26 protein-coding genes (1 of these 26 cut by a window edge) are annotated in these 26,258 nt (G+C 64.2%); 14 read left to right on the plus strand and 12 right to left on the minus strand.

The features are described 5' to 3' along the window. The 5 genes from AAE027_RS28665 to AAE027_RS28685 form a co-directional block, all read right to left on the minus strand. A protein-coding gene (locus AAE027_RS28665; RefSeq protein WP_370986499.1) for a TRAP transporter substrate-binding protein crosses the window boundary here: on the minus strand, window positions 1-128 show its beginning. 961 nt of this gene lie to the left of the window's left edge; only the first 128 of its 1,089 coding nucleotides appear in the window; it begins with the start codon at window positions 126-128; its stop codon lies off the left edge, out of view. 180 nt (window positions 129-308) lie between these two features. Further along, window positions 309-1,622 (minus strand): NAD(P)H-dependent oxidoreductase, encoded by a 1,314-nt coding sequence (locus AAE027_RS28670; RefSeq protein ID WP_370986498.1) that lies wholly within the window; start codon window positions 1,620-1,622, stop codon window positions 309-311. 191 nt (window positions 1,623-1,813) lie between these two features. After that, entirely contained in the window at window positions 1,814-2,614 is an 801-nt protein-coding gene (locus tag AAE027_RS28675; RefSeq protein ID WP_370986497.1) for a phytanoyl-CoA dioxygenase family protein, read from the minus strand. 135 nt (window positions 2,615-2,749) lie between these two features. Beyond that, window positions 2,750-3,427 carry a GntR family transcriptional regulator gene (locus AAE027_RS28680; protein WP_091891164.1) on the minus strand — a complete coding sequence of 226 codons (678 nt, stop codon included), beginning with the start codon at window positions 3,425-3,427 and terminating at the stop codon, window positions 2,750-2,752. Window positions 3,428-3,726: 299 nt separating this feature from the next. Then, on the minus strand, window positions 3,727-4,584 hold the full coding sequence (locus AAE027_RS28685; protein ID WP_370986496.1) for a sigma-70 family RNA polymerase sigma factor: 858 nt from the start codon (window positions 4,582-4,584) through the stop codon (window positions 3,727-3,729). Between the two features lie 99 nt (window positions 4,585-4,683). On the opposite strand from AAE027_RS28685, the gene AAE027_RS28690 reads away from it, so the two are divergent. Continuing rightward, entirely contained in the window at window positions 4,684-5,139 is a 456-nt protein-coding gene (locus tag AAE027_RS28690) for a carboxymuconolactone decarboxylase family protein (protein ID WP_370986524.1), read from the plus strand. Between the two features lie 146 nt (window positions 5,140-5,285). On the opposite strand, the gene AAE027_RS28695 is transcribed toward AAE027_RS28690, so the two are convergent. Further along, window positions 5,286-6,098, minus strand: a complete 813-nt coding sequence (locus AAE027_RS28695) for an alpha/beta fold hydrolase (RefSeq protein ID WP_370986495.1) — start codon at window positions 6,096-6,098, stop codon at window positions 5,286-5,288. Window positions 6,099-6,101: 3 nt separating this feature from the next. After that, window positions 6,102-6,920 (minus strand): alpha/beta fold hydrolase, encoded by an 819-nt coding sequence (locus AAE027_RS28700; RefSeq protein WP_370986494.1) that lies wholly within the window; start codon window positions 6,918-6,920, stop codon window positions 6,102-6,104. A 138-nt stretch (window positions 6,921-7,058) separates the two neighbouring features. On the opposite strand from AAE027_RS28700, the gene AAE027_RS28705 reads away from it, so the two are divergent. Further along, window positions 7,059-7,601: a methylated-DNA--[protein]-cysteine S-methyltransferase gene (locus tag AAE027_RS28705; RefSeq protein ID WP_370986493.1), complete on the plus strand. Its 543-nt coding sequence runs from the start codon at window positions 7,059-7,061 to the stop codon at window positions 7,599-7,601. A gap of 153 nt (window positions 7,602-7,754) precedes the next feature. Here the strand turns inward: AAE027_RS28705 and AAE027_RS28710 are convergent, their stop codons facing one another. Both AAE027_RS28710 and AAE027_RS28715 read right to left on the minus strand, forming a co-directional pair. Further along, window positions 7,755-9,299 carry an acyl-CoA synthetase gene (locus tag AAE027_RS28710; protein WP_370986492.1) on the minus strand — a complete coding sequence of 515 codons (1,545 nt, stop codon included), beginning with the start codon at window positions 9,297-9,299 and terminating at the stop codon, window positions 7,755-7,757. Window positions 9,300-9,488: 189 nt separating this feature from the next. Beyond that, window positions 9,489-10,661, minus strand: coding sequence for an acetyl-CoA C-acetyltransferase (locus tag AAE027_RS28715; protein ID WP_370986491.1), 1,173 nt, complete (start codon window positions 10,659-10,661; stop codon window positions 9,489-9,491). A gap of 150 nt (window positions 10,662-10,811) precedes the next feature. Here AAE027_RS28715 and AAE027_RS28720 point away from each other — a divergent pair, with 150 nt between their 5' ends. The 8 genes from AAE027_RS28720 to AAE027_RS28755 all read left to right on the plus strand — a co-directional run bounded on the left by AAE027_RS28720 (window position 10,812) and on the right by AAE027_RS28755 (window position 19,853). After that, entirely contained in the window at window positions 10,812-11,471 is a 660-nt protein-coding gene (locus tag AAE027_RS28720; protein WP_176945743.1) for a TetR family transcriptional regulator, read from the plus strand. Between the two features lie 53 nt (window positions 11,472-11,524). Then, window positions 11,525-12,283, plus strand: coding sequence for an SDR family NAD(P)-dependent oxidoreductase (locus tag AAE027_RS28725; RefSeq protein WP_370986490.1), 759 nt, complete (start codon window positions 11,525-11,527; stop codon window positions 12,281-12,283). A gap of 188 nt (window positions 12,284-12,471) precedes the next feature. Further along, entirely contained in the window at window positions 12,472-13,278 is an 807-nt protein-coding gene (locus AAE027_RS28730) for an enoyl-CoA hydratase/isomerase family protein (RefSeq protein WP_370986489.1), read from the plus strand. A 43-nt stretch (window positions 13,279-13,321) separates the two neighbouring features. Then, window positions 13,322-15,193, plus strand: a complete 1,872-nt coding sequence (locus AAE027_RS28735) for an AMP-binding protein (protein ID WP_370986488.1) — start codon at window positions 13,322-13,324, stop codon at window positions 15,191-15,193. A gap of 180 nt (window positions 15,194-15,373) precedes the next feature. Beyond that, on the plus strand, window positions 15,374-16,501 hold the full coding sequence (locus AAE027_RS28740; protein WP_370986487.1) for an acyl-CoA dehydrogenase family protein: 1,128 nt from the start codon (window positions 15,374-15,376) through the stop codon (window positions 16,499-16,501). Between the two features lie 15 nt (window positions 16,502-16,516). Beyond that, entirely contained in the window at window positions 16,517-17,764 is a 1,248-nt protein-coding gene (locus AAE027_RS28745) for an acyl-CoA dehydrogenase (RefSeq protein ID WP_370986486.1), read from the plus strand. Window positions 17,765-17,773: 9 nt separating this feature from the next. Continuing rightward, complete coding sequence (locus AAE027_RS28750) at window positions 17,774-19,018, plus strand: acyl-CoA dehydrogenase (protein ID WP_370986485.1); 1,245 nt, start codon at window positions 17,774-17,776, stop codon at window positions 19,016-19,018. Window positions 19,019-19,151: 133 nt separating this feature from the next. After that, window positions 19,152-19,853, plus strand: a complete 702-nt coding sequence (locus AAE027_RS28755) for a nitroreductase (RefSeq protein WP_370986484.1) — start codon at window positions 19,152-19,154, stop codon at window positions 19,851-19,853. A gap of 101 nt (window positions 19,854-19,954) precedes the next feature. Here AAE027_RS28755 and AAE027_RS28760 read toward each other — a convergent pair whose 3' ends face one another. Next, on the minus strand, window positions 19,955-20,503 hold the full coding sequence (locus tag AAE027_RS28760; RefSeq protein ID WP_008543571.1) for a sigma-70 family RNA polymerase sigma factor: 549 nt from the start codon (window positions 20,501-20,503) through the stop codon (window positions 19,955-19,957). Then, complete coding sequence (locus tag AAE027_RS28765) at window positions 20,503-20,736, minus strand: NepR family anti-sigma factor (RefSeq protein ID WP_164934705.1); 234 nt, start codon at window positions 20,734-20,736, stop codon at window positions 20,503-20,505. The genes AAE027_RS28760 and AAE027_RS28765 overlap by 1 nt, the downstream gene beginning before the upstream one ends. A 228-nt stretch (window positions 20,737-20,964) precedes the next feature. Here AAE027_RS28765 and AAE027_RS28770 point away from each other — a divergent pair, with 228 nt between their 5' ends. Beyond that, entirely contained in the window at window positions 20,965-21,771 is an 807-nt protein-coding gene (locus AAE027_RS28770) for a response regulator (protein ID WP_164934704.1), read from the plus strand. 94 nt (window positions 21,772-21,865) lie between these two features. Here the strand turns inward: AAE027_RS28770 and AAE027_RS28775 are convergent, their stop codons facing one another. After that, the gene (locus tag AAE027_RS28775) at window positions 21,866-22,720 is read right to left on the minus strand and encodes an energy transducer TonB family protein (protein WP_370986483.1); all 855 of its coding nucleotides are present in this window, start codon (window positions 22,718-22,720) and stop codon (window positions 21,866-21,868) included. Window positions 22,721-22,905: 185 nt separating this feature from the next. Between AAE027_RS28775 and AAE027_RS28780 the strand changes: the two genes are divergently transcribed. The 3 genes from AAE027_RS28780 (at window position 22,906) to htpG (ending at window position 26,199) form a co-directional block, all read left to right on the plus strand. Next, on the plus strand, window positions 22,906-23,517 hold the full coding sequence (locus AAE027_RS28780; protein WP_370986523.1) for a nuclear transport factor 2 family protein: 612 nt from the start codon (window positions 22,906-22,908) through the stop codon (window positions 23,515-23,517). Between the two features lie 249 nt (window positions 23,518-23,766). Further along, window positions 23,767-24,198, plus strand: a complete 432-nt coding sequence (locus AAE027_RS28785) for a hypothetical protein (protein WP_128939958.1) — start codon at window positions 23,767-23,769, stop codon at window positions 24,196-24,198. A gap of 126 nt (window positions 24,199-24,324) precedes the next feature. After that, complete coding sequence (gene htpG, locus AAE027_RS28790; protein ID WP_370986482.1) at window positions 24,325-26,199, plus strand: molecular chaperone HtpG; 1,875 nt, start codon at window positions 24,325-24,327, stop codon at window positions 26,197-26,199. Window positions 26,200-26,258 lie beyond the last annotated feature (59 nt).

Raw genomic sequence — 26,258 nt, forward strand, 5'->3', positions numbered from 1 at the left:
AGAGATTTCGGCCAGCTCGCCGCCAGGCGCCATTTCACCTCGGGCATCGATTGCGCGATAGCCGGTGCAGCAACTGCGCTTGCGGCAAGGCCCAGCCCGCCTGCCGTCAGGAATTTACGACGTTCCATGCATTCCCTCCTGTGATGTCGAGTCCTCGACGAGGGTATCGCGATCTTGGCGCCGCTTTGTCTTCGCCGCTGGCCGACGTTTCTTGGTGTCCGAAATTCAAGTGTCCCGGATCGCGGTCAGGATGGCGAAAGGGCGGCAGCAAAGCAAGCGCACATTTGGTTGCGCTGCCGGCGACGCCCTCAATGCTGCGCTGCGAACGCGGCCTCCATGGCCTTGCGTGCTTTCACCGTCTCGTTTCCCGCATCGAACTCGACGTCGCTCCACCGCACCACTGCGCCATGCGCGACGTCATGCCTCAGCTTCACGCCGTGCGCGAGGCCGATCGGCAGCGCGCCGGCCTTCAGGCTCGCGGCCGCCGGTACCAGCTTGCCCCACACCGTGTAGCCGCCTTCGCCATCCAGCATCTCGCCGGCGCGCAAATTGCGTTTTGCCACAGCCGCGACATCGCCGCGAAAGCCGTTAGCCTGCCCGGTCGGCTCACCCCGCAGCGCCGCCGACAGCACCGAGATGTTCAGCTCGAGCCCGATCAAATGGTAGGGCTTGTACATCGCCGCGAAGCGACCGCTCGCATCGGTCTTCAGGCCGTATTGTCTGAAGCAGTCGGCGGCATAGTCGTTCGGCGCCTCCAGCACGACATAGACGCCCCAGCGCAGGTCGCGAAACACCGGCCGGCCGTCGCGCTCGAGTGAAGAGACCACTTCCACCACGCCCGATCGCTCCAGCACGCCGCCGCTCGAGCGCGGCCGCATGATGTGCGGCAGATCGTCGACGCCGCAGGGAGGAAACAGCAAGCCGTCGGCGGGCACGTCGAGGCCGCAGGCATTGGCGATCGCGGCCATCTCGATCGCCGATTTGGTGCCGTCCAGGAAGGAGTTGAACATCTGCGGATTCATGCCGGCCGACTGCGCTTCGCCCGCGGTGAGGCCGTAATGCTGCCAGACGCCATCAGGCGTCACGTCGTGATAGGCCGGCAGATATTTTGTGCCCTTGCCGGCAGCGACGACGTGGAATCCTGTCGCGCGCGCCCAATCCACCATCTCCGCCGTCAGCGCCGGTTGGTCGCCATAGGCGAGCGAATAGACCACGCCCGCTTTTCGCGCTTCCTCCGCGAGCAGGGGGCCCGCCAGCACGTCGGCCTCGACATTGACCATCACGATATGCTTGCCGGCCGCAATCGCAGCGCGCGCATGCTTGATGCCGACGGCGGGATTGCCGGTCGCTTCCACCACCACGTCCATCGCGCCGCCGGCGATGGCGCGCACACCGTCATCGGTGAAGGTGGTCGCGGCGATGCGCTCCGCGTCCCAGCCGACGGTGCGGCAGGCCTCGCGTGCACGGTCGCGGTCGATGTCGACGATGATAGCTACCTCCAGTCCCGGCGTGTGCGGCACCTGCGACAAAAACATCGAGCCGAATTTCCCGGCGCCGATCAGCGCGACACGAACGGGCTTGCCGGCGCTAGCGCGGGCTTGCAGGAGACGGAAGAGGTTCATGGGGGTGTCCGATAGTTCAGCATTGCTGATGCGGCTTGCGCTCGGTCCACCTCTCCCCGAAGGGGAGAGGTCGGTTTGCGCAGCAAACCGGGTGAGGGGCCGCAGCTCCGACGAGAGGGCCTAACCCCTCACCCGGCGCTCCGCGCCGACCTCTCCCAATGGGAGAGGTGAGCACGCCCGTGGCGACGACCTTACTCCGCCGCCTGCCGCGGCGCACGGGCAAGCCGCAGCAGGGCGTCGTCGTCCACCGGCTTGATCGGCGCGAAATCGCGATGCGCGATGTACTCCGGCCGCGTCGGGGTGCGGATGTAGTTCGAGACCGCGTTCAGCGTCAGATACACGATCTTGCGCGGATAGGGCGTGATGTTGCCGCTCGAACCGTGCACGAGATTGCCGTGGAACATCAGCATGCCGCCGGGCTTGCCCGTGGGCGCCACGATGCCGCCCTGCTTGACGAGCCGTGTCACGGTGTCCTCATCCAGCGTCCACAGCGGATAGGATGTGGTGGCGAGGTCATGCGAGGCTTCGAGATCGCCGGCGTTCTGGCTGCGCGGCACCAGCATCAGCGGGCCGTTGATCGGCATGACTTCGTCAAGGAAGATCGCGATGTTCATCGCGCGCGGCTCCGGCATGCCGTCGTCGCGCTTCCAGGTGCCGTAATCCTGGTGCCATTGCCAGACGTCGCCGGTGAAGGCCGATTTCGCGTTGATCTTGAACTGGTGCATGTAGACCGGCTCGCCGAACACCTGCTCGACCGGCTCGATCATGCGCGGATGTGCGCCCAGGATGCCGAACGCCTCGTTGTAGAGATGCGCGGCAAAGGCGGTGCGCGGCGCTCCGCTCTTCTCGCGCCAGACTTCGGGCCGGTTGGCGTCATAGATGCCGACCGCCTCGCGCGCGAGCAGATCGACCTCCTCCTGACTGAACAATTCGGGGAGGAACAGCCAGCCCTCGCGGTGGAAGAACTCCAATTGCTCCTGAGACAGTTTCATGGGTCGTCCTCCTTGATTTTGTTTATTTGTTTTCTCTCTTGTCATGCCCGGGCTTGTCCCGGGCATCCACGTTCTTCGGCGTCGAGCAAAGGCATGGATGGCCGGGTCAAGCCATGACGGCGCAGGTGCAAATGACTACGCCGCCGCCTCCTCAGTCGCCCTCAATCTTTCCTCGGTCATCCGTCCCGCCATCTGCGCATGCGCCAGCGCCGCGCGTTCGGCGGCGTTCGCATCGCCCGCGAGAATGTGTTTGGCGATATCGGCATGCTCCGCCCAGGCGCTGCCGCGATAGTCGAGCTCCGACAGCACCGTCGCCATCGAGCGGCGCATATGCGGCCATTGCGGCGCCATCGTCTCCTCGATCACGGGATTGCCGGCGAGCTGATAGATGGCGCGGTGAAAATCGACGTCGAGCACGATGAGCTCGGCGAGCGTCGTGTTGCGGTCGATGCGGCGTCCGGCGGCAAGCGCCGCCTCCAGCCGCGCGCGAGCCGCGGCGTCAGTGCCTGCACGCTCGGCGGCAAGCCGGGCGGCCAGCGCATCGATGGCGCCGCGCACCTCGTAGAGCTGGCGGATGCGTGAGGGGTCGAGCTGGGTCACCTCAAAACCGCGCTTGCCGCTCTCCGCGACAAGGCCCTGCCGGTGCAACAGATGCAGTGCGTGCGACACCGGCTGGCGCGAGACGCCGAGCTTGTCGGCGAGCTCGTTCTGCCGGATGCGCTGGCCGGGTTGAAGGGTGCGGTCGGAGATCGCCTCCAGGATCCGCGCATAGACCTGGTCGATCAGGTTCGGGAGCGGGTCGAGAGGAATCACGCCGGCAGCTCCGAAAAGGCGCAAGAGGGAATACGGAATTCCGTATTCGACGCTACGCTGCGGGATCGACGGCGTCAAGCGGTACCGGAGGATGGCCCGGTCCCTCATTTCGGAGCAGCTAAGCTATTGATATTGCTAGGGCCGTCTACTGTGCATGGGGTTGTTTTTCGAGAAAAATGATGGCCCGGGCGATGCCATTGGGGATGGTGAGGCAGAAGATGGCCGGCTTCACCGAAGCTCGCCTGAAGGCGCTCGGCGCCACCACCGAGCGGCGCAAGACACCGTCGGCCTGTTACTACCTAGCGCTCGAGCATCTCCACATCGAGCGTCGCAATTCGCTCGGCATCGGCCATAGCATCGATCCCGGCGATCCGGCCGTCCCTGAAGCTGACGCGTAGCGCGATGCGCAACTGGCCGCCGAGAACGACGGCGACGCCCATTTCGCCATCGACCAGCGCGGCCTGTGCCGCCTGAGCACGGCCCTTGAAGGTTTGCGCGACCGCGTCCGCGCCGCGGATCTCGGGCAGTGAGCCAAGCCGCACCGCGGCCTGGTCGGCGCGGAATACGACGTCGGGATCGAGCACGGCCAGCAGGCCCTCGAAATCGCCCTCGCGCGAAGCTTTGAGGAAGGCATCAACGATTCCGCGCTGGCGCGGCAGATCCGTCTCCGGCACCGGCGCGCCTTGCACACGGCGTCGCGCGCGGCTCGCCAGCTGCCGCGAGGCGTCAACGGAGCGGCCGACGATTGGCGCGATCTCATCGAAGGGAACGGCGAACATGTCGTGCAGCACGAAGGCAAGCCGTTCCGCCGGCTGCAATGTCTCCAGCACGACCAGCAGCGCCGCACCGACGGAATCGGCCATCTCCGCCTCGCGCTCCCGCGTCTCGTCGACCGGCTCGGGCACGTGCGGACCCATCGGCTCTTCCTTGCGCGACTTCCGTGCGCGCAGCATGTCGAGGCAGATCCGCGCCACCACGGTGGTCAGCCAGCCGCGCAGGTTCGCGACGTCGGACATATCGTAGCGGCTGACCCGCAGCCAGGCCTCCTGCACGGCATCCTCGACCTCAGCGCGGGAGCCCAGCATCCGATAGGCGACCGCGCGCAGATGGTCCCGGCTGGCCTCGAACTGGCGGGTGAGAAGATTTTCTTCAGTCATCGGTCACATTCCCTCATCGCGATCCGTCATGCCTATGACGAAGCCAATCCGGTCGATGTGACCGGAACCTTCGAAATTCTCGAACGGAGACGCAAGATGATGCACGCACGTATGAATCACCCGGTCATGGTCCTGCCGGAGGCCATGAATGTCCTTCAGTCCCTCGGCAATTTGACCAAACAGGGTCTGCCGGAAAAGCTCCTGGAACTGGTGCACCTGCGCGCCAGCCAGATCAATGGCTGCAGCGTCTGCGTCGACATGCATCCGAAGGTCGCGCGCAAGCTTGGCGAGACCGATGAACGCCTGTTCGCCGTGTCCGCCTGGCGCGAGGCGCCCTATTTCACCGAAGCCGAACGCGCCGCGCTGGCGCTGACCGAGGCGGTCACGCGTCTTGCCGATCGCGAGGATCCCGTGCCGGATGCGATCTGGAACGCGGCCGCCAAGCATTTTGACGAGCGCGAGCTCGCCACGCTGATCCTCTCGATCGCAACGATCAATGTCTGGAACCGGCTGAACGCGACGATCAAGATGCCGGTCGGCGTTTGGAAGGTGTGAGGCCTTTCTAACCCTCTCCCCTTGTGGGAGAGGGTGCGAGCGAAGCTCGGCGGGTGAGGGGTCTGTCTCCGCAAGCTCATGTGTGGAGAGAACCCCTCATCCGGCGCTTCGCGCCACCTTCTCCCACAAGGGGAGAAGGAAGAAGCCTACTCCGCCAAGAACCTGTTCACTGCTTCAGCAAACTCCAGCGGCGCCTGTTCGAACATCCAGTGGCCGGCGTTCGGGATCACCGCCGTCTTGGCGCCTGCGATGTGCTCGACCAGCACGCGCCACATCACCGACAGGCTTCCCGTGGTCGCGCCGCCACCAATCAGCAGCGTCGGCGTCTTGATCGCCCGCGCATCCGCCAGTGTGTAGGGTTTGCGCTGCTCGTTGATCTGGCCGAGGAAGGTCAGTGCGTTGTCGCGTAGTTGCTGCTTGGCCGCCGCCGGCACACGCCGCCACGAGCCGTCGCCTTCGATGCCTTCGTAAAAATTCTGCAGCGCGCCCTCGATGTCGCCGGCGCGGATCATCTCGACCGAGCGCGCGGTGCGCGCGGCCAGCGGCGGATGCGCGGGCGTGCCGGCGGGGACCGGCAGGCTGGCATCGAGATCGCCGCCCGGTTCGGCCAGCACCAGTTTTCGCAACAGATCCGGCCGAGCCTGCGCCACGCGGAAGGCGATGTGGCCGCCGCGCGAATGTCCCATCAGATCGACCGGTCCAGGCTGGACCTGCTCGATGCAGGCGATCGTATCAGCGACATGCTGGGCCATCTTGTAGTCGTCGCCGACGGCATCCCAATGCTCGGGAAAGAAGTGCCGCAGGCTGACCGAGATCACCCGATGCGCCTTCGACAGCGGGCCGAGCACCGAATACCAGGTGCGGAAATCGCCTAACGTGCCGTGCACACAGACCAGGGGCGGGCCGTCTCCGACTTCGAGATAGGCCATGTCGTAACCGTTGACGCGAAATGTCTGCATGGGTCAGCTCGCCAGAAAATCCAGCACCACTTCGGAGTATTTTTGCGGTGCCTGCTCGAACATCGGATGTGTTGCGTTCGGGATGATCGCCGTCTTCGAATAAGGCACATGCGCCGCGAGCGCGTGCAGCACCTTCGGCAGCAGGCCCTTGGTCCGCGCGCCCAGGATGAACAGCGTCGGCATTTTGATGGACTCCGCGTCCGCCTTCGAGAACGGCGGGCGATTGTCGCGGACCTGGCCGATCAGTGTCATGGCGTTGTCGCGCAGATTTTGCTTCACCATCGCCGGCAGTCGCGGCCAGGTGCCGGGGCCCTCCAGCGTGTCGACGAAGACGGCGAGGCCGCCGTCGACGTCGCCAACCGCGATCTTCTCTGCGGAAGCCGTAAAGCGCGCCAGCAGCGGCGAGGGGCCGCCGACGAAATCGGGATCGAGGCTTGCATCGAGCTCGCCGCCGGGCTCGGCGAGGATCAGCCGCCGCAACAGGTCGGGGCGCGCTTGCGCCACGCGGAAGCAGATGTGCCCGCCGCGGGAATGGCCCATCAGGTCGACCGGGCCGAGGTCGAGCTTCTCGATGAAGGCGATAACGTCGTCGACATGCTGAGCAATCGAATAGGTGTCACCGAGGCCGTCCCATCGCGCCGGGAAGAAGTGCCTCAAGCTGACAGCGATCACCCGGTGCCGCTGCGTCAGCGGTCCGAGCACGCAACCCCAGATGCGGAAGTCCGAGAGCGAGCCGTGCACGCAGACCAGCGGCGGGCCGCCTTTGTCCTCGCCCACGTCGAGATAGGGCATGTCGTATCCGTTGACGTGGAGGCTTTGCATTCTGGGCTCGCGCGAAGGAACAGGAACTCCTGTGCAAGATTCCCGGAAACCGGGTGGATCGCAACTATTTCCAAGCCTAGATTTCGCAGGAGATCAAAGAGGGGGCCTGCGACGAGGAAGCAAGCCAGGAACCAAGCCATGACCGACCAGCATTTTGCCCTGTTCGACACCAGGATCGGCCTCTGCGCCATCGCCTGGGGCCCGCGTGGCATCAACGGCACGCAATTGCCGATGGGCGGCGAGCAGAAGATCCGCACCCGTATCCATCAGCGCCATGCGGAGGCGACCGAAGCCGAGCCCACCGCCGAGGTGCAACAGGCGATCGACCGTATCGTTAAACTGCTCGCGGGCGAGCTGGATGATCTCACCGACATCCCGCTCGACCTCGACGGTGTGCCCGAGTTCAACCGCGGCGTCTACGACATCGCCCGCACCATCCCGCCGGGCAAGACCATGACCTATGGCGACATCGCCAAGCGGCTCGGCGGCGTCGAGCTGTCGCGCGACGTCGGCCAGGCGCTCGGTCGCAACCCGTGCCCGATCGTCGTGCCCTGCCATCGCGTGCTGGCGGCCGGCAACAAGCCCGGCGGCTTCTCGGCGAATGGCGGCGTGGTGACGAAGCTGAAGATGCTCGAGATCGAAGGCGCGCTGGTGAACCACACGCCGAGCCTGTTTGATTGAGGACCCTCCCCTGGAGGGGGAGGGTCGATCGCGCGCAGCGGGAGCGGGGTGGGGTGATCTCTCAACTCGGGCAGTGTTCCATGCGGAGAGATCACCCCACTCCGTCGCTTCGCGCCGACCCTCCCCCTCCAGGGGAGGGTACGAGAGAGCGCCTTAAATCTTCGTCGCCGTCTTCGGCCAATACTTGTCGCGCAGATGGCGTTTCACCAGCTTGCCCGTGGGCGTGCGCGGCAGCTCGGCCTCGAAATCGATCGAGCGCGGACATTTGATGGCGGAGAGGCGGCCCTTGCAATAGGCGATCAACTCGGCCTCGAGCGCCTTGCCGGCACGGCTCATGTCGTGCGGCTCCACCACCGCCTTCACCTCTTCGCCCATCTCCTCATTCGGCACGCCGAACACGGCGACGTCGGCGACGTCAGGATGGGTGATGAGCACGTCCTCGGTCTCCTGCGGGTAGATGTTCACCCCGCCGGAGATGATCATGTAGGACTTGCGATCGGTGAGATAGAGGAAGCCGTCGTTGTCGAGATAACCGACGTCGCCGAGCGTCGACCAGCCCTTTGCATTGTAGGCCTTCTTCGTCTTTTCGGGATCGTTGTGATAGGTGAAGGCCGGCGCGTCGGCGAAATAGACCGTGCCGATCTCGCCCACCGGCTGCTCCTTGTCGTTCTCGTCCAGAATCTTGACCTTGCCGACCACGGCGCGGCCGACACTGCCGCGGTGCGCCAGCCAATCTTTCGAACTGCAGACGGTGACGCCGTTGCCTTCCGAGCCGGCGTAATACTCGATCAGGATCGGTCCCCACCATTCGATCATCTTGGCTTTGACGTCGACGGGGCAGGGCGCGGCGGCGTGGATTGCGCCCTTCAGCGTGGAGACATTGTATTTGGTGCGCACCTCGTCCGGCAGCTTTAGCATGCGCACGAACATGGTCGGCACCAGCTGCGACTGCGTGACCTTGTATTTCTCGACGAGCTTCAAAAATTCCTCGGCATCAAAATGCTCCATGATGATGGAGGTGCCGCCGAGCACGACCGCCATCATGTTGAAGCGCAATGGGGCCGCGTGATAGAGCGGCGCCGGAGAAAGGTAGATTGTGTCGGCGTTCATGCCGCACATGTTGGCGCAGAGCACGCGCAGGAATGCGTTCGGCTCGTCGATCGGCTTGCCCTCGAACGCCTTCTTGACGCCTTTCGGACGGCCCGTGGTGCCGGACGAATACAGCATATCGTAGCCGGCGACCTCGTCCGCGATCGGCGTCGTCGGCTGCGCGCCTGCTTCCTTGTCGTAGGAGCGGAAGCTCGGTAGCGGCTCGTCCATCATGTAGAAGATCGGCTCGCCTGGCGTGCCCTTGATCAAGCCCTTGATCTGGTCGGCGCATTTCGGCGTGGTGATCACAACCTTGGCGCCGCAGTCCTTGACGATGTAGTCGATCTCGTCTTGCTTCAGATAGCGGCTGATCGCGGTGTAATAGAGCCCGCTGCGTTGTGCGGCCCAGCAGATCTCCATGAAGGCGAGCCGGTTCTCCATCAACAGCGCGATGTGGTCGCCGGCCTTGAGGCCAAGCGAGCGGAAGAGATGCGCGCCCTGGTTCGAGAGCTCGTCGAGCTCGCGATAGGTGATCGCCTTGCCGGTGCCGGCCATCTGATAGGCGATCTTGCTCGGCGTGGTCTTGGCGTAGACGGACGGATGGGTCATGGCGAAGGTCTCGCAACAAAGAAGGTGTCATCCCGGCGAAAGCCGGGATCCATAACCACAGGGCGTGGTTGTTGAAACGAGATGGAGCTCCGGCGTAGCATAACCACGGCGTCCTGTGGTTATGGGTCCCGGATCGGCGCGCGCTAGAGGCGCGCTTGTCCGGGACGACACCATCTATGTGGATGAGGCTTACAGCCGCTCCACGATCGTCACGTTGGCCATGCCGCCGCCCTCGCACATGGTCTGGAGGCCGTAGCGCTTGCCGCGCTGATGCAGAGCGTGGACCAGCGTGGTCATCAGCTTGGTGCCGGAGCCGCCGAGGGGGTGGCCGAGCGCGATCGCGCCGCCGTTGACGTTGAGACGCTCCGGATCGGCGCCGGTGGTCTTGAGCCAGGCGGTCGGCACCGAGGCAAAGGCCTCGTTGACCTCGAACAGATCGATGTCGCCGATCTTCATGCCGGCCTTCTCCAGCGCGCGCTTGGTCGCGTGCAGCGGAGCGTCGAGCATGATGACGGGATCGCCCCCGGTCATGGTCATATGATGGATGCGCGCGAGCGGCTTGACCCCGAGCTGCTTCAGGCCGCGCTCGTTGACCACCATGACGCCGGAGGCGCCGTCGCAGATCTGGCTGGCGCTCGCCGCCGTGAGCTTGCCGTTCTCGGCGATCAGCTTGACGCCTCTGATGCCTTCGATCGTTGCGTCGAAGCGAATGCCTTCGTCGATGTGGTGAGTGTCCTTGCTGCCGTCGGCACGGGTGATCTCGAGCGGCACGATCTCCTTCTTGAAGTGACCCGCTTGCGTCGCCGCGATCGCGCGCTGATGGCTGTTGTAGGAGTACTCGTCGAGCTCATCCTTGGAGAGGCCGTACTTCTCGGCCATCATCTCCGCGCCGGTGAACTGGCTGAACATGATGTTCGGATATTTCTTCTCGATGCCCGGGCTCTTGTAATTGCCAAAACCGTTCTTGGCCGGGAGCTGTGACGACAGGCCCATCGGCACCCGCGTCATCGATTCCACGCCGGCGGCGATCACCACGTCCATCGCGCCGGACATCACAGCTTGCGCGGCGAAGTGCAGCGCCTGCTGCGAGGAGCCGCACTGGCGGTCGACCGAGGTCCCCGGCACGCTCTCCGGCAGTTTTGACGCCATCACCGCATTGCGTGCGATGTTGTTGGACTGCTCGCCGACCTGCATCACGCAGCCCATGATCACGTCCTCGACCTCTGCGGGATCGACCTTGGTGCGGTCGACCAGCTCGTCCAGCACCTTGGCGGCGAGATCGGCCGGATGCCAGCCGGCGAGGCGGCCCCCCTTGCGCCCGCCCGCGGTGCGCGCAGCGGCGACGATGTAAGCCTCGGCCATTCGGTTTCTCCCTGAATTCTTGATTGGGTTAGTTGTCGGGGACGGATTTAAGGGGCGCGAGATCATTTAGTCAATCGATCAATTAACTCTTGTGATAGGGCGCTGCTTGGGCTTATCTGCGCGCCTCACGAGGCATGTTCAGGGATCTCTGTGGCTACCAGCGTACCGACCAAGCTCCCCAGCGGGAAGAATTCCACGGCAGAGAAATTGCTCGTGGCCGCGAGCGAGCTGATGATCGAACGCTCCTCGATCGAGATCTCGCTCTCCGACATCGCCCAGAAGTCCGGCGCCAATGCCGCGCTGGTCAAATACCATTTCGGTAACAAGGACGGCCTGCTGCTGGCGCTGCTCGAGCGCAACGCCGCGACCGAGCTGTCGAATCTCGAATATCTGCTGGCGCAGCCGATCACGCCGACCGCGAAGCTGAAGCTGCATATCGGCGGTATCATCCGGGCCTATTACCGGTTCCCGTACATGAACCGGCTGATCCACTATCTCCTGCACGAGACCAAGCCGGAATGCGCAGATGAGGTGTCGAAGTTCTTCGTCGCGCCGCTGCTCGACTTCCACCGCCGCCTGCTGGCCGACGGCGTCAGCCGCGGCGAGTTCCGCGCCACCGATCCGGTGCTATTCTACACCAGCCTGATCGGCGCTTGCGATCACCTGTTCTTCGGCCGACACGCGATGTCTCGCGCGACCGGCGTCGGCCCGGTCACCGACGAAGTCTGCCGGCAATACATCAAGCACATGGAAACGCTGATTTGCGGCGGCATCCTCACGCAAGCCGAGGAAACTGCCGCGGCCGGATGATCCGGCTGAACCTTCAAGTCCAGAGAAGAAACGCCCAAGGAAAGGTACAAGCGATGCAGTTGAAAGACGTAGCCGTTCTCATCACCGGCGGCGGTTCGGGCCTGGGTGCTGCGACCGCCCGCGCCATGGCCGCCAAGGGCGCCAAGATCGGCGTGATCGACCAGAGCAAGGAAAACGCCGAGAAGGTCGCCGCCGAGGTGAAGGGCATCGCGCTGCATGCCGACGTCACCAGCGAGGAGCAGATCAAGTCGGCGATCGCCAAGGCGGAAGCCGCGCATGGCGTGGCCCGCGTGCTGATGAACTGCGCCGGCATCGGCGGCTCGCAGCGCATCGTCGGTCGCGACGGCGTCTACCCGCTGGAAAAGTTCGCGCGCATCATCAACGTCAATTTGATCGGCACCTTCAACTGCCTGCGGCTGTTCGCAGAGCGTCTCGTCACGATCGAGCCGGTCGGTGAGGAGCGCGGCGTGATCGTCAACACCGCCTCGGTCGCCGCTTACGAAGGTCAGATCGGCCAGATCGCCTATTCGGCGTCGAAGGGCGGCGTCGTTGGCCTGACGCTGCCGGCGGCGCGCGACCTCGCCAGCCAGAAAATCCGCGTCAACACCATCGCGCCCGGCCTGTTCTTCACACCGCTGCTGATGGGCCTCAACGAAGAGGCCCGCAAGAGCCTCGGCGCGCAGGTGCCGCATCCCTCGCGTCTCGGCGATGCCGCCGAATACGGCATGCTCGCGGTCCACATCGTCGAGAACCCGATGCTCAACGGCGAGACCATCCGCCTCGACGGTGCCATCCGCATGGCGCCAAGGTAAGCGGCGCTTCTTACCCTCCCCTGGAGGGGGAGGGTCGGCGCGAAGCGCCGGGGTGGGGTGATCTCTCCGCTCGGGCACTGTTTAGTGGGGAGAGACCGTCACCCCACCCCGCTCGCGCTCCGCGCGATCGACCCTCCCCCTCCAGGGGAGGGTGACAGTCCGGCTCATGATTGATGTGTGAGGTCCCCATGTCTCAACCGCTGCTGATCGAGCATGACGACGGCGTCGACCGGGTCACGCTCAATCGCCCCGAGCACCTCAACGCGCTCGATCCCGCGCTGATCGATGCTCTCAACGTCTATTTCCAAAGCCTGCAGCGCAACCGCGACACGCGCGTCGTCGTGCTGAAAGGCGCAGGCCGGAATTTTTGCGCGGGCCTCGATCTCAAGGCCGCGATGGCGCGCCGCGCCGGTCAGCAGGAGCCGCCCGGTGTAACCGAGTCGCTCGACTCGCAGCGGTGCATCGCCGACATCGTGATGCTGATGCGGCGTTGCCCGCAGCCGATCCTGGCACTGGTGCAGGGCGCCGCGGCCGGTGGCGGCTTTGCGCTGGCGCTGGCGTCCGACATCCGCATCGCGACGAAATCGGCGCGGATGAATTGCGCCTTCATCAAGCTTGGTCTTGGCGGCTGCGACATCGGCACCAGCTATTTCCTGCCGCGCCTCGTCGGCGTGTCCGTGGCATCCGAGCTGATCCTCACCGGGCGCTTCATCGGCGCCGAGCGCGCGCTGGCGGTCGGGCTCGTCTCGGAGGTCGTTGACGAGGACAAGCTCGACGACGCGGCCGCGCCTTATGTCGACGCGATGATGACCGCCTCGCCCGTGGGGCTGCGTCTGTCGAAGGAATGTCTCAACATGAGCGTGGATGCCGGATCGCTGGAAGCTGCGATCGCAATGGAGGACCGCAACCAGGTCCTGTGCAGTCGTTCCGAGGAATTTTCGGAAGGCATCAGGGCCTTCCTTGAGAAGCGAAAGCCTGTCTATATCAAGCGCTGAACGAGAATGATCCGCAAAGGACAATAATTCCGGGAGACGCAAAATGAGTGGAAGCGCGGCGGCAGTGATGACGAAGCCCGCCTTTCGCAAGGTCGAGTGGCTCGCGCGCGACATCGACGTCGAGCGCCGCGGCGACGGCACGCTAGTGCTGAAGTCGCGCATTCCGCTGCAGCTCTATGAGAAGCACATCCCGGCATCGCTGGCGAAATGGGCGAAAGAAGCGCCGGAGCGCATCTGGCTCGCGCAGCGCGGCGGGCCCAACCGCGAATGGCGCAAGGTGTCCTATGGCGAGGCCAAGCGCACCGTGGATGCGCTGACGCAAGCGCTGCTGAACCTCGAGCTCGAGGGACGGCCCGTCACGATCCTCTCGGGCAATTCGATCGAGCATGCCCTGATGACACAGGCGGCGATGCAGGCGCGCGTCCCGGCGGCTCCCGTGTCGCCGGCCTACTCGCTGATGAGCCATGATCACGTCAAGCTGAAATACCTGTTCGACCTGATCAAGCCGGCCGTCGTGATGGTGCAGGACGGCCCGACCTTCGAGAAGGCGCTCAGGGCGATCGATCTCACCGGCGTCACTGTCGTTCACGTCGCACGCTCCTGCGAGGGCATCAAGAGCGTCAGCTTTGCCGAGCTTGCGGCGACGCCGGTCACGAGGGATGTCGAGGCGTCGATCGCGAAGATCACGCCGCAGACCATCGGCAAGCTGCTGTTCACCTCCGGCTCGACCGGCATGCCCAAAGCCGTCATAAACACCCAGGAGATGATGTGCGCCAATGCGGCGATGATGATGCAGGTGCGGCCACGTACGCCGGGCGGCCCGCTGCCGACCGTGCTCGACTGGATGCCCTGGAATCACACCATGGGCGGCAATGCGGCATTCCACCCCGTGCTGGTCGAAGGCGGTACGCTCCATATCGATGACGGCCGGCCGATGCCGGGCCAGTTCGAGGAGACGTTGCGCAATTTGCACGAGATCTCGCCGACCTATTACGCCAACGTGCCGGCCGGCTATGCCGCGCTGGCGGCGGCGATGGAGAAGGACGACGCGCTGTGTCGCTCCTTCTTCAAGAATCTCTCGATCATGGCCTATGGCGGCGCGCGGCTGCCGGACGATCTCTACGATCGCATGCAGGCGCTGGCGGTGAAGACGACCGGTGAGCGCATCGTGTTCTACACCGGCTGGGGCTCGACCGAGACCGCGCCGACCTCGACCGGCACCTATTGGGACACCGAGCGAGTCGGCCTGATCGGCCTGCCGTTCCCCGGAGTCGAATTGAAGATGGTGCCGTGCGGCTCGAAATACGAGCTGCGCCTGCGCGGCGTCAATGTCACGCCTGGCTATTTCGGCCAGCCGGAGCTGACGAAGAAGATGTTCGACGAGGAAGGCTTCTACTGCATCGGCGATGCCGGCATTTTCGTCGACGATGCCGATCCGGTGCAGGGCATCATCTTTGCCGGGCGCGTGGTGGAAGACTTCAAGCTCACGACGGGCACGTTCGTGCATGTCGGCTCGCTCCGTACCGATGCGATCGCGGCGACGACGCCCGTCGTGCATGACGCGCTGGTCGCGGGACAGGATCGCGCCTTCATCGGCCTGCTTGCTTGGCCAAACCTGCATGCCTGCCGCCAGCTCGTCGGCAATCCTGACCTGAGCTTTGCGGATGCGATGAAGCACCCTGAGGTCATCGCCTGCTTCAGGCGCGGGCTGGAGACGCACAACCGGGAGTGCGAAGGCGCCAGCAGCCGCATCATCGCGCGCGCCATGTTGATGGTCGAGCCGCCTTCGATCGACGGCAACGAGCTCACCGACAAGGGCTACATCAACCAGCGCGCCGGCTTGGAGCGCCGCGCAGCGCTGGTGGAGCGGCTGTATGCGGACAAGCCGGATCAGGATGTGATCGTGCTGCGATGAGTGCACAACTCTCCCACCTCGTCATTCCGGGGCGCGCAGCGCGAACTTTGATGCGCAATTGCGCATCAGCGAATCCATCGGGCCGCATTGACGCGGTGGAATGGATTCCGGGCTCGCGACTTCGTCGCGCCCCGGAATGACGGCATCAATGAATGACAACGAATAAAAAGGTAGCCCGCCATGAACTTCGACTTTTCGGACGACCAGAAGCAGCTTCGCGATCAGGCGCGCAAATTCCTCAACGAGAAGTGCTCGCCCAAGGCGGTGCGCATCGTGCTCGACGGCAAGGCGCCCTATGACAAGGAGCTGTGGAAAGGCCTTGCCGAAATGGGATTTCTCGGCGTTGCGATCCCGGAAGAATTCGGCGGTGCGGGTGCCGGTCATCTCGAGCTCTGCGTGATCGCGGAGGAGATGGGCCGGGCCAATGCGCCGGTGCCGTTCTCCTCGACCGTGTATCTTGCCGCCGAAGCGCTGCTGATCGCCGGCAGCGACGGGCAAAAGAAGAAGTGGCTGCCCGCGATTGCTTCGGGCGAAGCGATCGGCACGCTGGCGCTGTTCGAGGGCAAGGGCAATCCGTCACCGAAGAATGTCAAGGTGACGGCTGCGAATGGCATGCTCAACGGCGTCAAGAAGCCGGTGGCCGATGGCGCCATCGCCGACTTCGCGGTGGTTGCCGCGCGCACGGGATCGAGTGGGCGTGAGAATGATATCTCGCTGTTCCTGGTCAATCTCAAAGGCGCGGGTGTTGAGGTGAAAAGTCTCACCAATCTCGATCCGACCCGCGGGCAGGCCGAGATCACCTTCAAAGACTGCAAGGCCGAGCCGCTGGGTGCTGCCGGCGACGGCTGGAGCATCCTCAGCCAGGTGCTCGACCGCGCCGCGGTGCTCTGCGCCTTCGAGCAGGTCGGCGGCGCCGACCGCGCCCTGGAGATGGGCCGCGACTATGCGCTCGACCGCATCGCCTTCGGCCGTCAGATCGGTTCGTTCCAGGCCATCAAGCACATGCTCGCCGACATGTATGTCTCGGCGACGCTGGCACGCTCCAACAGCTATTACGGTGCCTGGGCGCTCTCGACCAACGCAGCTGAATTGCCGGAGGCGGCGGCCGCCGCGCGCATCAGCGCGACGCAGGCCTTCCAGCACTGTGCCAAGAACAACATCCAGGTTCACGGCGGCATGGGTTTTACCTGGGAGTTCGACTGCCACATGTACTACCGCCGCGCCAACGCCATGGCGCTCGGGCTCGGCAGCCTCACCTATTGGGAAGACCAGTTGATCGACCGCATGCGGAAGAAGAACGCGGCGTAAGCGAGGGGCAACGTTATGAACTTCGACGACACCCCGCAGGAAGCCGAATTCCGCGCAACCGCCCGCGCCTGGATCGGTGCCAACGCACCCAAGCAATACGAGGACGAGCTGCGCAAATCCTCGCTCGGCCGCACGCAGCTCAAGAACGCGAACATTCTCGAGGTCGCAAAGGCCTGGCAGAAGAAGAAGGCCGATGCCGGCTGGGCCTGCCTGCACTGGCCGAAGGAATATGGCGGCCGCGGCGCCTCGCCGATCGAGCGGGTGATCTGGCAGCAGGAGGAGGGCCCGTTCGGAAAGCTCTCCCACATGTTCATCATCGGCCACGGCATGTGCGGGCCGACCATGATGGCATTCGCGCGCGAGGAGCATAAGCGGGCCTATCTGCCGCCGCTTGCCTCCGGCGAGAAGGTGTGGTGCCAGCTTTTTTCGGAGCCGGCCGGTGGCTCGGACGTCGCGGGCCTGCGCACGCGGGCCGGGAAGGACGGTGACGACTGGGTCATCAACGGCCAGAAGATCTGGACCTCGGGCGCGCATTATTCGGACTACGGCATCCTCTTGACCCGCACAGATCCGACCGTGCCCAAGCACAAGGGCCTCACCATGTTCTTCCTGGACATGAAGAGCCCGGGCGTCGAGGTCAGGCCGATCAAGCAGGCGAGCGGCGCCTCCGATTTCAACGAGGTCTATTTCACCAATGTCCGTATCCCCGACCATCAGCGCCTCGGCGAGGTCGGTGACGGCTGGAACGTCTCGCTGACCACGCTGATGAACGAGCGCATGTCGATCGGCGCCGGCGTCTCGACCGGTTTTCCGGAGCTGTTCGAGTATTGCTCCAGCCTGATGCTCGACGATGGACCTGCGATCGAGGATCGCGCGGTGCGCGCGAAGCTCGCGAACTGGGCGGTGAAGGCGAGCGGCCTGCGCTACACCAGCATGCGCGCGATCTCGGCGCTGTCGAAGGGCGAGCGGCCGGGGCCGGAAAATTCCATCGGCAAGCTGGTGGCGGGCTCCATGATCCAGGACGTCGCGACCTACGCGCTGGATCTGCAAGGCGCGGCTGGCGTCGTCAGCGGCCCCGAAGACGCCGAAATGGCTGGCCGCTTCCAGGCGATGCTGCTGCGCGCACCGGGTACGCGCGTCGAAGGCGGCACCGACGAGATCATGCGCAACATCATCGCCGAGCGGGTGCTGGGCCTGCCCGGCGATATCCGTGTCGACAAGGACGTGCCGTTCAACAAGATCCCGACGAAGGGAAGAGGTTAGAGGTCCGCCATGAATTTCGACGACACCCCGCAAGAAGCCGCATTCCGCGAGACCGCGCGCAAATGGGTCGAGGCTAACGCGCCGAAGGAGCTGCATGCCGAGCTGTCAAAATCCTCGCTCGGCCGCATCCGGCTTGCCAAGCAGGACATCGTCGATGTCGGCAAGGCCTGGCAGAAGAAGAAGTTCGAAGCGGGCTGGGCCTGCCTGCACTGGCCGAAGGAATATGGCGGCCGCGGCGCGACGCCGATCGAGCGCGTGATCTGGCAGCAGGAGGAGAGCGTCTACGGCAAGCTGACGCAGCCGTTCCAGATCGGCGAGGGCATGTGCGGCCCGACCGTGATGGCTTTCGGCAGCGAGGATGCCAAGCGCCGGTATCTGCCGAAGCTCGCCTCGGGCGAGGAGATCTGGTGCCAGCTGTTCTCCGAACCGTCGGCCGGCTCCGACGTCGCGGGTCTGCGCACCCGCGCGGAGAAGAAAGGCGACAACTGGATCGTCAACGGCCAGAAGATCTGGACCTCGGGCGCGCATTATTCAGACTACGGGCTTCTGATCGCGCGCACAGATCCAAACGTGCCCAAGCACAAGGGCCTCACCATGTTCTTCCTGGACATGAAGAGCCCGGGCGTCGAGGTGCGTCCGATCAAGCAGGCCAACGGCATGCAGGAGTTCAACGAGGTCTATTTCACCGACGTCGTGATCCCCGACAGCCAGCGCCTCGGCGCCGTCGGCGAGGGCTGGAGCGTGTCGCTGACCACGCTGATGAACGAGCGCATGTCGATCGGCGCGCGGCTCGCAACCGGCGTGCCAGAAATGTTCGAGTTCTGCTCGAATCTGATGCTGGAGGATGGGCTTGCGATCGATGATCCGGCCGTGCGCTCAAAGCTTGCGAGCTGGGCGGTGAAGTCGAGCGGGCTGAAATACACCAGCTACCGCGCGATCTCGGCGCTGTCGAAGGGCGAGCGGCCGGGCCCGGAGAATTCGATCGGCAAGCTGGTCTCGGGCATGATGCTCCAGGACATCGCCACTTATGCCATGGACCTGCAGGGCGCAGCCGGCGTTCTCACAGGCAGCGACGAGGAGACGGTGCAGGGCCAATTCCAGCAGATGCTACTGTCCTCGCCTTCGATGCGCATCGCCGGCGGCACTGACGAGATTTTGCGCAATATCATAGCAGAGCGGGTGCTGGGTCTGCCGGGCGACATCCGCGTCGACAAGGACGTGCCGTACAACAAAATCCCGACCAAGGGACGTTGATCTCACCTCTCGCTGTATCTTGTAGGGTGGGCAAAGCGAAGCGTGCCCACCATATGCAGATGCTCCGGGATAAGTCTGTCGGTGGGCCGGCGCTATGCGCCTTTGCCCACTCTACGAAGAGCGCGAGCCAAACATGGATGCAAAAGTGAGCCAGACACAAGACCGCATCGGCGTGCTCGAAGAGCTCCTCAACGAGCGCTACTCCGTCCGCGCCTTTCTCCCGAAGGAAGTTGACCGTGCCATCATCGAGCATGTGCTGACCACCGCGCAGCGCACGGCGTCCTGGTGCAACAGCCAGCCCTGGCAGGTCATCATCGCCAGCGGCGCGGCCAAGGAGCGCTTTCGCCAGGCGATCTACAAGGAAGCCTCGGGCGGTCTCGGCGACGACTACGATTTCATCCCGCCGCGAGAATATGTCGGGGTCTATCTCGAACGCCGGCGCGAGAGCGGCTTTCAGCTCTACAACACGCTCGGCATCGTCCGCGGCGACAAGGCGGCCTATGCCAAGCAGGCGCTGGAGAACTACAATTTCTTCGGCGCGCCGCATGTCGCGATCATTCACACCAACGAGCCGCTCGGCATCTATGGTGCGATCGATTGCGGCGCCTATGTCTCCAATTTCATGCTGACCGCACAGGCGCTCGGGCTCGGCACCATTCCGCAGGCGGCGCTCGCGCGCCATTCCGGCTTGATCCGTCGTCACTTCAACCTGCCCGACGATCGCCGCGTCGTCTGCGGCATCTCGTTCGGCTATGCCGACCACGCGCACAAGGTCAACAGCTACCGCACCTCGCGGGCCAATGTCGCGGACACCGTGACCTTCGTGGACGAGTGATCGGCGCTGCAAGCTTGGCGCCCTCACGTTTTCGCACGCACGCGAAGGCGGCCGCGGAAGCGGCCGCCTTCATGCCGTCTCGATCCTGATGATGCCTGCCGTCAGCCGCCGCTGCCGCCGATCACGGCCCGTACGGTCTCGTCGGGCCCAAAGTCCTCGGCGCCCTCGACATAGAGCAGCGCGGCGAGTTTCGAGCGGGCGCGGTTGACGCGGCTCTTGATCGTGCCGACCGCGCAGCCGCAGATCGAGGCCGCGTCCTCGTAGGAGAAGCCGGAGGCGCCGACCAGGATCAGCGCTTCACGCTGGTCCTGTGGAAGCTTGTCGAGCGCCGTACGAAACTCCTCGAATTCGAGATGCGCGTTTTGCGACGGTTGCGTCTTCAGCGTCTTGGCGTAGTTGCCTTCGGCGTCCTCGACCTCCCGCCGCCGCTTGCGGTAGTCGGAGCGGAACAGGTTGCGCAGGATCGTGAATAGCCACGCCGGCAGGTTGGAGCCGGGCTGGAACGAGTCGATGTTGGCCAGCGCGCGGAGCAGCGTCTCCTGCACCAAATCGTCGGCGCGGTCCGCATTGCCGCTGAGCGAGATGGCGAATGCGCGTAAGCTCGGCACCGCCGCCAGGATGTCGTTACGCAGGGAGTCCGTGAGAGGCATTAATCCCTCCCATTGTTGTTGTCGTTGGATCCACCCTCATTTTCCACTTGGTGGGCCGCTCCCGGTGCATCAAGCTTCTTGATCAGTTCAGCGAACCGATCCGGAACCCCTTGCCGCACCACGTCGTCGTACATGGCGCGCAGCTGATGGCCGATCCGGGATTGGATCTCCGGAGTGAGCCCTCCCTTGCCGGGGGTCGTGCTTTTGCTGGCTTGAGACTTGAGATCTTTCATGACCTGTTCCACGTTTCCCCGAGTTAAGTGACTGTAAAATCGAGAATTTTTCTCAACCGGGAGCCGTTCCCTGGATAGGCTCAATGCGAGTTGCGAGAAAAAGTTCCGCCCAATACGGAACTTTTCTCAGGCTGAGGCGTAATCAGCGCAGCAGGGGAACCCGGGCCCCCCGCGTAACGCTGACCTCAGGGTAACCTCAAGTCTGGCCCGACGATGAATGGAGTGGGGATGTCCCGTTCACAGCTTGTTGCTGAACACTTGCCGTTGTTGCGCCGGTACGCACGCGCCCTGACGGGCAGCCAGGCCTCCGGTGACGCCTATGTCGCAGCCATGTTGGAGGCCATGCTTGGCGATCCATCGGTGCTCGACGAGAGCCATGGGCCGCGCGCCGGCCTGTTCCGGCTGTTCACCCAGATCTGGAATTCCGTCTCCGTCAACGACGATGCCGAGGTGACGACCTTGCCGATGCCGCCGGAGCGGCGGTTGTCGAACATCACGCCTCTGCCGCGGCAGGCCTTCCTGCTGCTCTCGCTCGAGGGCTTTTCGGAAGAGGAAGTCGCCTTCATCCTCGGCACCGACGTGGGCGAGACGCGGCGGCTCGCGGACGCTGCCGGACGCGAGATGGCGGCCGAGATCGCCACCGACGTGCTGATCATCGAGGACGAGACTTTCATTGCCATGGACCTCGAGAGCCTGGTGAAGAATCTCGGCCACAACGTCGTCGGCGTCGCGCGCACCCATGCCGATGCGGTGGCGCTGGCCAAGAACAGGCGGCCTGGCCTGATCCTCGCCGACATCCAGCTCGCCGACGGCTCGTCGGGCCTGGACGCCGTCAACGAGCTGCTCCGCACCTTCGAGGTCCCGGTGGTGTTCATCACCGCGTATCCCGAGCGCTTCCTCACCGGCGAGCGCCCCGAGCCGGCGTTCCTGATCTCAAAGCCGTTCCAGCCCGCGATGGTGTCGGCGGTCGCAAGTCAGGCGCTGTTCTTCCAGCGCAACTCGCGCAACCGCACGCCGAAGGCGCCGGCGGCGTAAGGAAGGCGCCGGCGGCGTAAGGAGGTTGACCTCAAAAAGAAGACGGCGCGCCGCAAGGCGCGCCGTTTTCGTATGTGGCGGAGAGTTGTTTTGCTCAGCAGCCGCGGCAGATGCTGCGAAGCATGGAATTTAGCTTGCTATCGTCTGGCCCAGGGGATTTCGCATTCAGCTTGGCCTGGTCCTCAATCCAGGATTGGAGCAATTTTTCTCGTTCCGGCGACGGCGCTAGGCTTGGCTGCGTCCCATCAAAAGTCATGAGGACAGTTACTCTCTGCAGGTCGTCCTTCGCCTCCGCGGGCGGTTTCGGGAATGGAATGGATCGCTCGACCATGGCGAGCGCCGCGGCATCCAGCGGCGCAAAACCTGTGCTTTCCACCAAAGCGTTTGAGATCAATTTGCCCGAACGATCGACTACGAATGTGACGCCGGCATCGCCTTTCTGACCCATCGCCCCCGGCGGAAACGCCCTATGGCGCCAGACATGTTCGGTGACCGTCTTGCGCCACGCAGCCATGGGATCGGACTCCGTGGCGGCCGGACCCGGCCTGCTCAGCACGACCCCGAACGGCGGTACCTGGAATTGACGACCCTCGAAGACGATCGGCACCGTGAACGAGAACGAGCTTTCTGTCAGCTCCGAAGGCGGCGCCGGAAAGGGTTGAGCGCGGGCGATGATCGCCAGCGCAGCTTCGTCGAGTGGCCGCGAGCCGGCGCTCTCAGCCAGCGTCCGTGAGATCAACCTGCCGGACCGATCGATGATGATTGCGACTTTGGCTTTTCCGGTTTGTCCCCATGCTTCAGCCGGAAAAAACCTGTTGCTGGCAATGTGCGCCGTCAGCCTCGTCTTCCAGGCATTGACGCTATCGCTCTGCGGTTCAGCCTGCGCATGCGCGGAGAAGGCCCCCAGCAATCCGAGGAGGGCGGCCAGCAAGGGGAATTTCATCTGCATCGATGCGGATACTAGTCGCGGTCTGGTTGATTGCAAGGCTCGCTGCTCGTATCGCGTTCGCGCAGGTGTGGGTAATTCGAGGGGCTGGGAAGCCCGGAGCTGCTTGACGGCGGCTAAATTGCCTCGTTGATATTTCGAGCCGATGACATCTATCGCCGCTCCAATCCGCCAGGAGATTTCGCATGTTGGACCCACAACTCCTCGATCGCCTCGCCATCCGCGACCTCGTCGAGAACTGGGCGGTGTGGCGCGACGCCGGGGACTGGGAGCGCTTTGCGACGGTCTGGCATGAAGAAGGCTGGATGTCCGCCACCTGGTTTCAGGGGCCGGCGCGGGATTTCATGCGCGTCAGCCAGGAGGGCTTCGCCAAGGGGGTGCGCATCCTGCATTTCCTCGGCGGCACCAGCATCGACCTCAGCGGTGAGCGGGCCATCGCACAGACCAAGATGACGATCTCGCAGCGGGCTTTGGTGCACGACGTGCTCTGCGACGTCGTCTGTACCGGCCGCTTCTACGATTTCCTGGAGAAGCGGCAGGGCCGGTGGGGCATCGTTCGCCGCCAGCCGATCTACGAGAAGGACCGGATCGACCCGGTCGATCCCGCCGCGCCGCTTCAGCTCGACCAGAAAGCACTCGCCGCGCTCCCCGAGGGCTATCGCCATCTCGCCTACATGCAGGAGCTGATCGGCTACAAGGTCAAGCGCGACATGCCGGGCCTCATCGGACCCGAGGTCGAGAAGCTCTATGGCGAGGGGCGGGACTGGCTGGCGGGGACGGCGAAGACGAAGACGAAGTGAGCCCCAGATAAAAGTAAGGCGCGACTGGCATCACCACAGTCGCGCCCTACGTCGCCGGCTTATGGGGCAGGGGGGAATAGCCGGCTGCTGAGACGACTCCCGTCCGCAAAAGTCGTTCCAGGCCTTGCGAAATATTTTGCGGGCCTCCGGCATTTTTCGCACACGGTTAAGTGATCGTAACGGCCAAGAACCCCCGATCCTCCGCCCGCGTTGTTCCCGCGATCGCCATGGGGCGAGGGATCCATAGCCATGTCACAGATTCAAAAGGTATTTTTGGGCGCCGTCGCGATTGCCGCCACGCTGGGTGCCGTGCAACTGGCCTCCGGCCATGATTTGGCCGATCGCTGGCAGGCCGTCGCCGACATCTCCAGCCAAAGCTCAAACTTCGCCCCGAGCCACAACGTCAATCGTGCCGGCAAGGCCGACCGGCTCGGCGAGATCAAGCCGGCACCGGTCGCCACCCGCACCGTGTCGATGCGACTCAACGATCTTGCAGACACGTCGGTGCTGTTGCGGGTCCCCGCGGTGATCGAAACCGGCAATGCCAAGCCGCCGGTGCTGCTCCAGAACCAGAAGAACCAGAAGCAGGGCCGCAGCAAGCCGACGATCGCCTGTGAGCCGATGGTCAGCTCCCTGACCGAGATCGCCAAGCTGCTCCAGCCCGGCCGCTGTGTGACCTGATCCGCGCCATTGGTCCGACCAAGGCTGCTCTGTCGCGACTTGCGGCAGAGCCTTCACATCCTCTTGATCCGCCGTTTCATCGCGCTATATCCGGGTTCCTCCCCTTTGATTTGACCGGGTAAGCGCATGACGACGTCAGATACGGCTGTGCACACGCAGCCTTTCCAGGCCGAAGTTTCCGAACTGCTGCACCTCATGGTGCACTCCGTTTATTCGGAAACCGACATCTTCCTCCGCGAGCTCATCTCCAATGCCTCCGATGCCTGCGACAAGCTGCGCTACGAGGCGATCGCCAGTCCGGACCTGCTCGGCGAGGGCGACGCGCTCAGGATCCGCATCATCCCGAACAAGTCGGCCGGAACGCTTACGATCGCCGACAACGGCATCGGCATGGAGCGGCAGGAGCTGATCGATCATCTCGGCACCATCGCCCGCTCCGGCACCAAGGCGTTCGTGTCCAAGCTGAAGGAAGCCAAGGACGGCCTCGGGCTGATCGGCCAGTTCGGCGTCGGCTTCTATTCCGCCTTCATGGTCGCCGAGAAGATCGACGTGGTCAGCCGCCGCGCCGGTGAGAGTGACGTCTGGACCTGGACGTCCTCCGGCGGCTCCGGATTCGAGATCGCCCGCGCCAGCGACGAGGACACGGCGCGCGTGGCCCGCGGCACCGAGATCGTCCTGCACCTGAAGGACGACGCCAAGAAATATCTCGAGACCTATGAGATCGAGCGCATCGTCGGTGCCTATTCCGACAACATCCTGTTTCCCATCGAGCTCGTGCCTGGCGAGGGCGAGCCGCGCCAGATCAATTCGGCAAGCGCGTTGTGGCAACGCTCGAAATCCGAGCTGACGGCAGACGACTACAAGAAGGCCTATCAGCAGATCGCCTCCGCCTTCGACGATCCCGCGATGACGCTGCACTACCGCGCCGAGGGCCGCTATTCCTACGCCGTGCTGCTGTTCGCACCCTCGACGAAACCGTTCGACCTGTTCGAGCCGAACCGTAAGGGCCGGGTCAAGCTCTATGTCCGCCGGGTCTTCATCACCGATGATGCCGATCTGCTGCCGGGCTACCTCCGCTTCATCCGTGGCGTCGTCGACAGCGAGGATCTCCCGCTCAACATCTCCCGCGAGATGCTCCAGAACAATCCGCAGCTCGCGCAGATCCGTAAAGCCGTGGCGACCCGCGTCGTGTCCGAGCTCGAAAGCCTCGCCGAGAAGGACGCGGAGAATTTTGCCAAGATCTGGGACGCCTTCGGCGCGGTGCTGAAGGAAGGCATCTACGAGGATTTCGAGCGTCGCGAAAAGCTGCTGGCGCTGTCGCGCTTCACCACGACCTCGGGTGAAAAGCGGTCGCTGAGGCAGGTTATCGCCGATTTCAAGCCGAACCAGACCGAGATCTATTATCTCGTCGGCGACAGCATCGAGCGGCTGAAGTCCAATCCGCGGCTCGAGGCGGCGACCGCGCGCGGCATCGAGGTGCTGCTGCTGTCCGATCCCGTCGACGCTTTCTGGACCTCGATGCCCTCGGAATTCGACGGCAAGCCGCTGAAATCGCTAAGCCAGGGCGATCTCAACCTCGACCTGATCCCGCGCGTCGACGACAAGGACGAGGCGAAGAAGGATGAGCCGGAGGCGGATGAAGCCGCCACCATCGCGGTGATCAAGGCCGCGCTCGGCGAGCGCGTCAGCGACGTCAAGGTCTCGACGCGCCTCACCAGCTCGGCCTCCTGCCTGGTTGCCGACAGCCAGGGGCCGAGCCGCGAGCTGGAGCGCATCCTGGCGCAGCAGAACCGGGGCATGAAGACCAAGCCGATCCTCGAGATCAATCTGCGCCATCCGCTGGTGAGCGCGATCACCAAGGCGCAGGCCGGCTCCAGCGACGTCGACGATCTCAGCCTGCTGCTGCTCGAACAGGCGCAGATCCTGGACGGCGAATTGCCGGAAGATCCGGCGGCCTTTGCGGCGAGGCTGAACCGGCTGGTGTTGCAGGGACTGGGCTGATAGGCGACGTCGTCATTGCGAGGAGCCTGCGACAAAATTGCGAAGCAATTTTGCGCTGG

This window comes from Bradyrhizobium sp. DN3 (genome assembly GCF_041357655.1).
Taxonomy (GTDB): domain Bacteria; phylum Pseudomonadota; class Alphaproteobacteria; order Rhizobiales; family Xanthobacteraceae; genus Bradyrhizobium.